The 11,964-nt window shown below is 36.7% G+C and carries 13 protein-coding genes; 5 read left to right on the top strand and 8 right to left on the bottom strand.

What is annotated here, in order from left to right; translation table 11 throughout:
- Both B5488_RS03310 and B5488_RS03315 read right to left on the bottom strand, forming a co-directional pair.
- Entirely contained in the window at positions 1-675 is a 675-nt protein-coding gene (locus B5488_RS03310; RefSeq protein ID WP_079733967.1) for an ABC transporter ATP-binding protein, read from the bottom strand.
- A gap of 192 nt (positions 676-867) precedes the next feature.
- Positions 868-3,306 carry a DUF5916 domain-containing protein gene (locus tag B5488_RS03315; RefSeq protein WP_079733968.1) on the bottom strand — a complete coding sequence of 813 codons (2,439 nt, stop codon included), beginning with the start codon at positions 3,304-3,306 and terminating at the stop codon, positions 868-870.
- A 135-nt stretch (positions 3,307-3,441) separates the two neighbouring features.
- Between B5488_RS03315 and msrA the strand changes: the two genes are divergently transcribed.
- The 5 genes from msrA to B5488_RS03340 all read left to right on the top strand — a co-directional run bounded on the left by msrA (position 3,442) and on the right by B5488_RS03340 (position 6,370).
- Positions 3,442-3,984, top strand: coding sequence for a peptide-methionine (S)-S-oxide reductase MsrA (gene msrA, locus B5488_RS03320; protein WP_079733969.1), 543 nt, complete (start codon positions 3,442-3,444; stop codon positions 3,982-3,984).
- 7 nt (positions 3,985-3,991) lie between these two features.
- Positions 3,992-4,588, top strand: a complete 597-nt coding sequence (gene folE, locus B5488_RS03325; protein WP_079733970.1) for a GTP cyclohydrolase I FolE — start codon at positions 3,992-3,994, stop codon at positions 4,586-4,588.
- A gap of 44 nt (positions 4,589-4,632) precedes the next feature.
- A complete protein-coding gene (locus B5488_RS03330; RefSeq protein ID WP_079733971.1) occupies positions 4,633-4,941 on the top strand; it encodes a hypothetical protein in 309 nt (102 codons plus the stop codon).
- Positions 4,942-5,096: 155 nt separating this feature from the next.
- The gene (locus B5488_RS03335; protein WP_079733972.1) at positions 5,097-5,990 is read left to right on the top strand and encodes a YihY/virulence factor BrkB family protein; all 894 of its coding nucleotides are present in this window, start codon (positions 5,097-5,099) and stop codon (positions 5,988-5,990) included.
- 137 nt (positions 5,991-6,127) lie between these two features.
- A complete protein-coding gene (locus tag B5488_RS03340; protein WP_079733973.1) occupies positions 6,128-6,370 on the top strand; it encodes a hypothetical protein in 243 nt (80 codons plus the stop codon).
- Positions 6,371-6,521: 151 nt separating this feature from the next.
- On the opposite strand, the gene B5488_RS03345 is transcribed toward B5488_RS03340, so the two are convergent.
- The 6 genes from B5488_RS03345 to B5488_RS03370 form a co-directional block, all read right to left on the bottom strand.
- Complete coding sequence (locus tag B5488_RS03345; protein WP_079733974.1) at positions 6,522-8,867, bottom strand: TonB-dependent receptor; 2,346 nt, start codon at positions 8,865-8,867, stop codon at positions 6,522-6,524.
- Between the two features lie 44 nt (positions 8,868-8,911).
- Entirely contained in the window at positions 8,912-9,229 is a 318-nt protein-coding gene (locus tag B5488_RS03350; RefSeq protein ID WP_146128740.1) for a hypothetical protein, read from the bottom strand.
- 6 nt (positions 9,230-9,235) lie between these two features.
- Positions 9,236-9,538: a DUF6787 family protein gene (locus B5488_RS03355; RefSeq protein ID WP_079733976.1), complete on the bottom strand. Its 303-nt coding sequence runs from the start codon at positions 9,536-9,538 to the stop codon at positions 9,236-9,238.
- 44 nt (positions 9,539-9,582) lie between these two features.
- Positions 9,583-10,002, bottom strand: coding sequence for a DUF6146 family protein (locus B5488_RS03360; protein ID WP_079733977.1), 420 nt, complete (start codon positions 10,000-10,002; stop codon positions 9,583-9,585).
- Between the two features lie 155 nt (positions 10,003-10,157).
- Positions 10,158-10,778 carry a DUF937 domain-containing protein gene (locus tag B5488_RS03365; RefSeq protein WP_079733978.1) on the bottom strand — a complete coding sequence of 207 codons (621 nt, stop codon included), beginning with the start codon at positions 10,776-10,778 and terminating at the stop codon, positions 10,158-10,160.
- A 170-nt stretch (positions 10,779-10,948) separates the two neighbouring features.
- Positions 10,949-11,896 (bottom strand): D-2-hydroxyacid dehydrogenase, encoded by a 948-nt coding sequence (locus B5488_RS03370; RefSeq protein WP_079736514.1) that lies wholly within the window; start codon positions 11,894-11,896, stop codon positions 10,949-10,951.
- Positions 11,897-11,964 lie beyond the last annotated feature (68 nt).

Below are 11,964 nucleotides of genomic sequence, written 5' to 3' on the forward strand. Positions count from 1 at the left end.
TTAAATTTCCTTTTTATCAATAATTTTCCCGTCCTGCATGGTGATTTTGCGGTCGGCCATATCTGCGAGTTCTTCGTTATGAGTAACAATTACAAAAGTTTGCTGAAATTCGTCTCGTAGCTTAAAAAATAACTTATGAAGATTTTCGGCAGATTCGGTATCTAAATTTCCTGATGGTTCATCGGCAAAAATCACTGCCGGATTATTGATAAGAGACCTGGCAACAGCAATTCGTTGTTGCTCGCCACCACTAAGTTCAGCTGGTTTATGGTGTGCCCGGTTTTTAAGTCCTAAAAATCCTAAAAGCTCCTTTGCTCGTTCTTCTGCCTTTTCTTTTGGTGTATTATGAATAAATGCCGGGATGCAAATATTCTCTAAGGCCGTAAACTCTGGTAATAACTGGTGAAATTGAAAGATAAACCCAATATTCTTATTCCTGAATTTAGATAATTCCCGGGAAGAGAGATTGTAAATATCGGTATTATTGATCTCTAGGGTAGAATCTTTGTCTTTTTCAGGTTTGTCTAAAGTTCCCAGAATTTGAAGTAAAGTGGTTTTACCCGCTCCCGAAGCTCCCACAATAGATACAATTTCGCTCTTTTTAATATGAAGATCGAGACCTTTTAATACATGCAGGTCTCCGTAGTATTTATGAATATTTTTGGCTATAATCATTTGTTCGCTCGATAATCGAGATTTTAAAAGCTCCAGGACTTTCCTCGAAATTAAATTAATACTTCCTTAAAATGCCTTGTAACCCGGTTCGAAATATTTACTCGATAATCGAGATTTAAATGCCCCGAGGCTTGCCCCGAGGTAGTTTACTAAGGCTCGTGAAAATTAGCCAAATTCAGTAAAACCCCCAAGCTAAGAATTGAATATGTTTTTCACCCGGTTGTAGTCTATATAATACACTATACGCAAGCTAAAATTATGTCGCGCCGGCCTATGGAATAAATTATCTAAACTTTGCTGAAAATCTAAATAGCTTAATTCATCCTGATTAAAAATTGAATTTCTATAGAGTAAAATTGCTTCACTACCGGGTGCGAATTGCCAGCGGTAGCTTAAATCCAGGTTCCAGATATTAAAATTAGCATCGGGATTGTAATTTTCCTTTCTATCGTAATTTATTGAAGTTAAACTTCCATCTTTATTTAATTTTGAAAAGCTTCCTTCTTCAAACTGTGCGACCGACCAAAAATTCCTGAAACTTAAATTTAACCCTTGCTTCGTGGTGAAATTGTAATTTGCCTGAAGCGAGTTTTCAAAACTTTTCATATCCCTGATTCCAAAAATCACATTTTGAGGCTGAAGTGTAACGAAGCTGGGACGATTAATTTCATTATCGTATTCAAAACCATAGATCACTAAAAACCTATCGTTAAATCTAATTCTGGGTTTAAAGCTGAAATTAAAACTTTCCTGGGAATTTTTATTGAAAACCTGGTACGTTGTGCGCACATCTAAAGCCAGTTTCTTTCTATAATCTGAAGAAATCCAGGCGTTCCCCGCAATATTGGGTTGGTATGTGATAAAAGTGTTCTCCCTGCGTGGCTCAAAAAAGTCTTTAAAAGCAGAATTTACTTCAGCAAAACCTCCAAAAGCAAATCGTTCGCGGGTCATTGCAAAGATGCTTGCACCTCCACCGGTTGCAACATTCACATCGGGACGGTAGCGACGCTGGTGATTTGCATATAATTCTATGTTATACTGATTAAAAATCCCGGTTGGCTTGAAAGTTTGGTAAGAAGTATTCAGGTAAAAATTATTATAGTTGTTCGTGAAACTTATTCCAAGATCATTAATATCATACGTTTCATTTGCAAATTCGTGCGACGCTCCGTACCTGAAATTTCCTTTGGTTCTATTTATTGAAAACAAAGAAGCGAAGCCGGTTTCATTTTGCCCTGGTAAATTCACATTACTCATTTTTGCTTCTCCAACAAAGTTAAATGAGTTCGCCTTATTGAAAACATCAAATAGAAAGCCTGTTACATTGGCGTCTCTAAAATTTCCTTCCCGGGTAACGTTGGTATTTATTAAGCTTATAGAAGAATTCTTATTAAAACGTTGGTCGAGCACCAGGATGTTATAATTGGCCAGTGGTTCAGTAATTTTCTTCCTGCTGTTGCCGGTAAGGGTATCCCTAAGAATCGCTTTGGTTTCAGCGGTAACGGCATTAAAAAATCCTACGCCAAGGCCACGTTCGGTTCTACCTGAAATTTTTAAAGCATTTATAAGATCGGTTCTTTCAGGATTTTCAAGAATCTCTTCATTATCGAGTTTTTCACGCTGGGCGTTATTAAAACCAATAGGAGTATTTCCCACCCGGCGGGAATAAAAAAGATCACCTTTTGTAAAGAGCTCGGTTCCTTCGGTAAAAAATGCACGATTTTCTCCAAATATTTGCTCAAAAGGGCCTAAGTTAAGTTCTACATCATCATAAGCAACCTGGCCAAAATCTGGAACTAATGTCATATCTAAGGTGAAGGCTTTATTAATTCCATATTTTACATCCAGCCCGGCGTTAAAATTAGTTTCGGTTTGTCCATCAAACCTATCAATTTCTGCCGAGGTATATGGATAAAAACTGAGTCGGGTAGGAGGTTCAATATTTTCAATTCCCGTAAGTAAACCGGTTTGCTGACTCATTAAACCAACGGCTTTATCTACATAATTCCAGGTATAACTTTCATTTCTATGCGAGATCTGTCTTAAAAACTGAATTCCCCATTCCTGTTCCTGGTTTTCAGGAAAACGCAACGCAGAATAAGGAATGCGAATTTCAGCATACCAACCATTTTCGTCTTGAGAAACCGCAGCCTCCCAAACAATATTGAAGCCATAATCTTCATTATTTCCGGTTATTTTAGCATCTGCTCGAGTACCCGCGGCAGTAACTGCAAACCTTATTTGATTTTCACCATCGTCATAGGTATTAATATCTATTTGAAAGTAATCACTTTGCTCCAAATTATCCCGTTGGGTAAACTGTTTTACAATCTTGCCCGGTTTATCTTCATATAAATATGCCGCAATATACAAGGCTTCATTATCGTAAACTATTTTCACCTCGGTATTGTGACTTGGGGGAATTGGATCTCCATCGCCGGGATAATACATAACAAAGTTATTGGCTTTCGTAAGGTTTTTCCAGGCTTTATCGTCTAAGATTCCGTCAATTACCGGGGATTCCTGTGTTTTTGTTGCCGAATAGTTTTTACGCGGTAGGCTATCTATTTGCGCCGAAATTTGATGACCAAAACTGAAAAATATTAAAATAAACCGGATTTTCGCAGGCATTAATTGAGGATTTGAATAATAATTAGTTCAAATATATCATAGTTCTCAATGCAGACAAAGCTTTGATTTAAATTCAAGTTAAACTATATTTAATTTGTTTATTATTACCTTAAATTTGCTAAACAAAAATAATCTATGAATTCAGAAAATTTAGAACTTGCAACTTTGGCAGGAGGTTGTTTCTGGTGTACCGAAGCTGTTTTTCAACGTTTAAATGGAGTAGAAGAGGTGCTTTCCGGTTTTACCGGTGGAAATATAAAAAATCCTGCGTATCGTGAAATTATAACGGGGAGAACTGGCCACGCTGAAGCCATCCAGATAAAGTTTAATCCAGAAGTAATAAACTTTCAGGATCTATTATATGTCTTTTTTGCCACACACGATCCAACTACCTTAAACCGCCAACAAAATGATGTTGGGACCCAGTACCGCAGCGCTGTTTTTTATCATTCTGAAAATCAGAAAGAAACTACAGAAAAAGTAATTGAAGAACTGGAAGAAAAAAAGATTTTTGAAAATAAAATCGTAACCGAAATAACTGCGGCGAAAGATTTTTATATTGCAGAAAAAGAGCACCAGGATTTTTATAACCAGCACAGGCAACAGCCCTATTGCCAGTTTATAATAGATCCTAAAATAAAAAAACTAACTGAAGTCTTTTCAGATAAACTGAAATAATAAAAAGATGGCTTATAAATTTAAAGAAGAATATAATATTGAGGTTACTGATGGGCTTCAGAAAAATTATAAAAATATCCTTGAAGGAATTGGAGAGGATATTAGCCGTGAGGGCATAGCGAATACTCCCGAACGCGCAGCAAAGGCTATGCAGTTCTTAACCCAGGGTTATAAAATGGACGCCGAAACCATCTTAAAAAAAGCCATGTTCAAGGAGAGTTATGACGAAATGGTGGTGGTAAAAGACATAGAATTATATTCTTTGTGTGAACACCATATGTTGCCTTTTTTTGGGAAAGCACATATCGCGTACATTCCAAATGGCCATATAGTTGGTTTAAGTAAATTACCCAGGGTGGTAGATGTTTTTGCTCGCAGGCTTCAGGTACAGGAGCGTTTAACTCATGATATCCTGGAATGTATAAACAGCACTCTTAAACCAAAAGGAGTTGCCGTGGTGATAGAAGCCGTGCATATGTGTATGATGATGCGTGGTGTACAAAAACAGAATAGTGCAACTACAACCTCCGGATTTAGAGGGCAATTTGAGAAAATAGAAACCAGGAATGAGTTTTTAAAGCTAATTAGCTCAAACCTCAAATAATAATCTGGCACTTTATTTGCTTTATTTGACTAAAAGCAATCAAAATGAAACTTTTAAAAGATAGATTATTTATAAAAGGCCTAATGTACGATGCTCTTGGTATGGCTACTATGGCTATTCCTTTAGTGGGGCCGTTTCTTGATTTATTGTGGGCGCCTTATGCGGCTAGAAAAATGGGGGAAATGTACCCCGGAAAAAAAGGTAAAGTAGCTTCAGTAATTGTATTTCTTGAAGAGATCTTACCGGGAACCGATATTATTCCAACATTTACACTAATGTATTTTTATACCTTTGTTTGGAGTAAAAAGAAACAACCTAAAGATCAGGTAATTGAAGTTGAGATAATAGAATAAGCTTCTTTATTTTATAAAGCATTTTTGAAGCGGAATTCCATATCGGATTCCGTTTTTTTTGCATTTGTTGTAAATTATTTAAAAACTCTTTAACAGCCGTAACTCTTTGCTTTTAATTGTTTTATGTAATTTACTCTGAATGTAAAATTTACAAAATGGCAGAATTTGAAGAGGACCGACAAACAATTTCCAATCCATCAAAAATTTCATTCTCCGGTTGGAAGAAAATAGCAATTATTATAAAAGATAAAATAGACGAGAATAACTTAACTATTGTATCTGCTGGCGTTGCTTTCTACGCATTTTTAGCAATTTTCCCTGCTGTCATGGCGCTAGTTTCTATTTATGGTTTGGCGGTAAATCCTGCTCAAATTGAAAATCAATTAAATCAGCTTGGGTCCATGATACCAGAAGAAGCTTTTGGAATTGTAGAAGCAAGGCTGGAAGCATTTATTGCTACTTCGGGTAAAGCATTGGGATGGGGAATGGCAATAGGTATATTATTTAGTATCTGGAGTGCAAATAAAGGAATGAAATCTTTATTTACCGGTATTGATATTGCCTATGCAACCCGCAACACACGCGGATTTATAAAACAAAATACACTTACTTTATTATTCACCTTTGGCGCTATAATCCTAATGATTTTAAGTATGGGGTTAATCGTTGCCTTTCCCGCTGTGGTAGGAGAATTAGGTTTACCTCAAAATATAGAAAGCCTTATTAGTTGGTTACGCTGGCCAATTTTGGCGATAATTGTCGGTTTTTTTCTATGCATTGTTTATAAATATGCACCAGAACGAACCAATCCTAAACTAAGATGGGTGATTCCCGGTGCCCTTATTGCTACCCTTTTATGGTTAGTCGCTTCCTGGGGTTTTTCTTTTTATGTAAGTAATTTTGGAAGTTATGGCGAAGTTTATGGTTCTATTGCAGCCGTGGTTATTATGATGTTATGGCTCTTTATAAGTTGTTTTACCGTGCTTTTGGGAGCTCAATTAAATTCTGCTTCAGAAAGATATGCAAAGAAAATTACTGCTTTTAAATAAAATTTCAACTGAATTGTTAGTTGGGTTAAGAGCGTTAAAACTGTGTTATTTGAAATCTCTTTAACGTAAGATATTTAGAATTACTGCGATATTTATATAAATCGAAAAAAATCAGAATTAACCAATAAAAAAATATTATGAACAATCAAGCAGCAATACAAAAGGGAATGAAATGGCTTAAACGCGCCGTTATCTTTAAAGCAGGAAAAATGATCATGAGAAAACCGGCAAGCGCTCTTGGAGTAGGAGCAGTAGCAGCCGGGGCAGGAATTGCAGCCTATAGTTTTCTTAAAAACCGCAAGAAAAAGGACCTAACCCATATTGATAATATTGAAGACAATAATCCCGAAGTTAAAGGGAAAAAGAAAATTATAGTTTAAAAACTGTAAGCAATTAAAAAGTAAGACCTCACAATTCCGCTCGCTATACGGAACTGTGAGGTCTTTTTAGTTTTAGTAAACTATCTCGGAACATTAAATCTCGATTATCGAGTAAACAAACATTCCTAAAAACCTGTTTGTTATTAATGCCCTATAGGAACCACCTTACTGAAACCGAAATATTTCTGCCAATATTAGAAATACCATCTGGTTTTAGGCGGGAAAGGTGGGAGATATAATCTTTATTCAAAATATTATTTGCACTTACTCCAATTCTCATTTCACTAGAATTTATGGCGAATTGCCCTCCAAATCCTGTACCTAATAACCCGTAACCGGCGGTACGTGTTTCAAAAGCATCAACATTATTTTGATCGAACACGTTCTTTAATCTAACAAAAATATATTTACCAAAGATTTTATAATCTGGATTATCAAATTCCAATCTCAGCGTATTGGTGAGGGAATTCGCGGGAATTAATGGTAAATACTCGCCATTGTTTCTTTTTCCGGTAACGGTTTCAAAACTACTTTCCAGGTGCAGCCAGTCTAAAGGATGCGGGTGAATATGTAAGCCTATTTCTCCACCATACAATTCAGCGTTATTTTGTGTATATTCAAAAACAGGGTTTTCATCTATCAATTCTCCCGTAGGCTGTAAATAAATATAATCGTTTATTGTATTATGAAATCCGTTTACGAAAGCTTCAAAATGTTTATTTCTCCATTCTAAAGAGAGGTCTACCTGGAAATTCTGTTCGTTGTCAAGATCTTGATCTCCAACTTCATATCTATTAGTACCGTGGTGGGAACCGTTAGACGTTAATTCAGATAAATTAGGCGCTCTAAAACCCGTAGCTAAGTTTAATCTTGCACTTAAGTTTTCAGTAAGGATATATTTTGCTCCAAGCGCACCGTTTATACTTTTATATGAATTATTTACTGCGGCAATTTCACCGCTTTCGTGCTCGTGGCCTGGCTCTTCCTCATGTTCCTCACCTTCGTGTTCCTCTTCAGCATGTTCTTCTTCGTGAGCTTCTACAGCTTCGCTGTCTATACTTCGGGTATCAAATCTTAAACCTCCCTGGAAGTCCCACCTATCAAAATGTACGTGAGTAGTGGCAAAAACACCAAAATCTGTAGTAGTAGCATCTGGAATTAGAATTTCTTCCCCATAATTAGTATTCGTTTGATGCATTCCCTGAACTCCTAAAATGGTTTCAAACCTTCCGGTGCGTGGTAAATTATATTGAAGGTTATAATTTAAAGTTTCCAGGTGCATTTCTAAAGCAGGATGGTCGGTGCCTTCTTCCTCTTCCAGGTGTTCTTCTTCCTCGGCGTGCTCTTCTTCACCGTGTTCCTCTTCGTGGAGATGTTCTTCAAACTCTTTTCTGTTATTATATTGATAACCAACTTTAAAATCAAGACTGGAATTGTTGAAATAAAGTTTACTTTCTAAACTTAGAATGTGATTATCTATTTCCTGGTAGGGAAGAAGCAGCTCTTTATCGGTAGATTGTTCTCCTATTTCCTCCGGAATTCCAATATTAGATTTATTGAAATTATACCTTAAATCGGTTTTGAATTTAGCATCCTGGTAGCCGATTCCTGCTTTAAAATCGGTTTCATTAAAACGAGTGTTAGTCACTCTTTCCCCATTTCCTGTTTCATAATCGCTATGTGCAGCATAACTTCCACGGGCAAGAAATTTTAATTTTTCTCCTGAAGTTTTTGCCATTGCACTTCCCTGGTAACCCTGGGTATTGCTGAAATAATTTACATCTACTTCAGCATTGATTTCATTTGAGGCTGCGTAGCGTTCAGGATTCATGTAAAGCACACCACCAATAGCGTCGCTTCCATAGAGAAGCGAAGCAGGGCCTTTTATAACCTCAACACTTTCAATTCCTTTAGAGCTTATCCCAAGCCCATGTTCATCTCCATATTGCTGATTTTCTAAGCGAACACCCTGGGTGTAAACCAAAACACGATTAGAACTTAAACCTCTAATTACCGGTTTCCCAATTCCAACTCCTGTGGTTAAACTTTCTACTCCTGCAATCTGGGTTAGTCCGTCGCTTAAGGTTATTGCACCTTTTCGGTTTAATTCTGCAACATTTTCTCGTTCTACACGCATCACATTTTCACTTTGTAACTGGTGAAAAGGAGTAGAAACAATCACTTCTTCCATCTCTATGGCCGATTTTTCTAAAGTGATATTTAAATTTGAAGTTTCGGGGAAATCTAATTCGTTGGAGTAAGTAGCAAACCCTACCGATGAGATTACGACTTTAAATTTTCCGTTGGGAATATTTTCAACCTTAAATTTTCCGTCAAGATCAGTCATATCGCCTTTGCTAAGTTCTGGAAAATAGACATTGGCGCTAAATACCGGTTCTCCGGTTTCAGCATTGGTAACCTGGCCCGAAACACTGTTCTGAGCATATATAATGGGACTCACTGCTATAAAGAGCAATGAGAAAAGTATACTTTTCATATTAATTTTTTAAATAATTATAATTCTAACAAATAAATTGAATGTTAGGCAGTCAGTGGCGGACCGCGAAGCTCAAAAGGGAGCTTTTGATAATCACTTAAAAATTGATAAAAATCGAAGAATTGTTTTTGGATTTGCTTTTCTACAAGCGGTTCAAAATTTATAAAGTCGGCAGCAAGTACAGGACTTTGATTAAAGGAATGCAACTCACAGTCAAGGCTGCTTTCATGAAAATGCTCATCGGCATAATTAATACATAATTCGTGACCGTGCCCACTAAAAATATGAGAGAAACTAATAACCACCGGAAGCAAAAGCAAAGCACCCAACAGTATAGCAAATATGTGTTTAAATAGTTTCAAGAATAATTATTGTAATAATTTAGCAAAGCCTATTCTTCTTAGCATTTTCTTTTCGAAAGCCCAAAAGAATTGAAACTGGCCAAAAATCCAGCCAAAACTAACCAATAAAACCTGGTAAATGGGAAAAATCAGAAAAATTCTTGCACTCCAGTAAACCGCCCAATGAGAGGAAGCCTCGTAGATACCCAGGAGATTACATAAGGGCTCAGCTAATTTAGCTGAAGTAGATCCTGTGATAGCGAATACTATAAATATTATAACTATTTGCCAATTAGAATCTATACCCCAACGTGCCTTTAATTTATTCATGCAGCAAAAGTACTAAAAGCTTCGGAGAATTAAAATAATGAGTGTTAAATACGCGTAGGAACAGCGAATCGCTGGTTATAATGCCTGCTGAAGTATACAAAATAGTTATATAGTAAATAATTTACTTCATAACCATAATCTGTATTGGGCTCATAATTAATTTCCTGCAAATAAAGATCGGGGTTGTAAACCTGGGGTTGTCTAACACGTTGATTATATTCAGAAACCAACATGCGATTTTTGTTTTCCAGGTATTGTTGCGAGTAATAACCTTCTGGTTTTGCTATAGAATTTATAAAAAGGTTAAACCCAGGTTCAATAATTATAATTTCATATTCCAGGCTATCGTTTGCGATGCGAACCGTATCCTCATTTATTTGAGAATCTCCCAGGTTTCTATCTCGCGTGCTTCCGCAGCTATATATAAACAGACCTAGTAATAAAATATAAATGAAGTTTTTCATCTTTGTTTTTTATTCGAAAAATTGAGCTTTAAATGCCTCAAAGCCTGCCAAATCATTAAGGATGGCTTGCCACGAAAACTATATTTAATTAATAAGGCTTTACGGACTTGCTCGAGTTGGTTTATATTAGGAAGTTACAGCATGAATCTTCAATTTCACTTTCCGCCTAACATACCGCCAAGCAGGCTGCCACCTTTTTTATCTTTCTTACCGCCAAAAGCCATTCCTGCTACATCGTCTATAACACTACCATCACCATCGGCATCTAATAAAGTTTCCAGAAAGGACTGGTCGTGTGAATCATTAGATCCCATAACCGAACCTAATAAGCTTGATAAACCGGAAGAACCAACATTATCTTTCCTCTTTTGTTGTCCTAATAATCCCATAATAACAGGGGCAGCCATTTCAAGAATATTGTTAACCGTGGTTTCGTCTATATTTAAAGTTCCAGCAATGGTTTTGCTCACTCCGCTTTGTTTTGCACCCAAAACGTGGTTCAAAATTTTGCTGCCTTCGTTGGTGAGTTCTTCAGGGTCTTTGTCTTCTAAATTATCTAAAACCTCTCCATTATGTTTTTCATTCTGTAAAGCTTTATCTAAACTTTCGGCGCCTTTAGGATCCTTAGCGTTTTTTTTCATTGCGCCAAGAATTAGCGGCATAGCCATTCCCAGTACCGATGTTATTTTGCTTTTATCTTCAGAAGTTTTTGCACTGGCTTTGTTAACCAGCTGTTCTCCTGTTTGGGTATTAAGTAAATCTAATATGGAAGCCATGCTTTATATTTTTATGAAAATAAATTTACGGCTTTTAAATAGTAACTCACGTTAAAGCTTTATTATAATCTACTCGATAATCGAGAGTAGATGCTCCGAGGCCTTCCTCTAAAATTAAACAATTGTTCGCTATTAATGTCTACTAAGCTTGCTCCCAGGTAGTTTATTTTTTAAAAATGCGAAATAATTTGTTTTGAAAGTTCTAAACCTATACGTTCCTGGGCTTCTAAGGTAGATGCACCAATATGCGGACTTAAAGATAACTTCTCGTTCATCAACAATTTAATGGCCGGTCTTGGTTCGGCTTCAAAAGTATCTAAACCGGCGAAAGCAACTTTGCCATCTTCTATGGCTTCCAAAAGTGCCACTTCATCTATAACCCCGCCGCGTGCGGTGTTAATTATTCCCACTCCCGGTTTCATTGCTTCCAGTTCTTTTTTACCAATTAGTGGTTTGGTTTGGGCGGGCACGTGAAGCGTTATAAAATCTGAATGCTTTATAAGCTCTTCCACAGGTTCGGTCTTTATTGGAATTTCTATACTTTGGTGATTATAAAATTCCAAAGTGATTTTTGCTTCGCCAACTTCATTATCGCTGGCAATAACCTTCATTCCCAGCCCTAAAGCTATTTTAGCAACTTCACGACCAATTTTACCAAAACCGATAATTCCAAGAGTTTTTCCCCTAAGTTCAATTCCCGCGGAATAGGATTTCTTTAATTCTTTAAACCTCGATTCTCCTTCTAAGGGCATATTCCTGTTAGAGTCAAATAATTTTCTTACTCCGCTGAAAAGGTGTGCAAAAACAAGTTCTGCAACCGAGCCTGAAGCTGCCTGTGGGGTATTAATTACTTTTATGCCTTTACTTTCAGCATAATCTACGGCAATATTATCCAGGCCAACACCACCGCGTCCTATAAGTTTTAAACCTTTACAGGCATCAATGATCGCCTTATCTACGTTTGTAGCACTTCTAACAAGTAAAACCTGAATACCTTTTGAATTTATATATTCGGCCAGTTGTTCCTGGGCTACTTTGGTACTAATAACTTCAAAACCGGCTTTCTCAAGCTGTTCTATACCGGCTTTTGCAAGACCATCGTTGGCTAGAATTTTTATCTTTTCAGGTTGGTTTGGTGTCGTGGGTTTATTAAAAAAATCTTCAGGTTTCATTTATTATAATTTAA

The organism is Salegentibacter salegens (assembly GCF_900142975.1).
Lineage (GTDB): Bacteria > Bacteroidota > Bacteroidia > Flavobacteriales > Flavobacteriaceae > Salegentibacter > Salegentibacter salegens.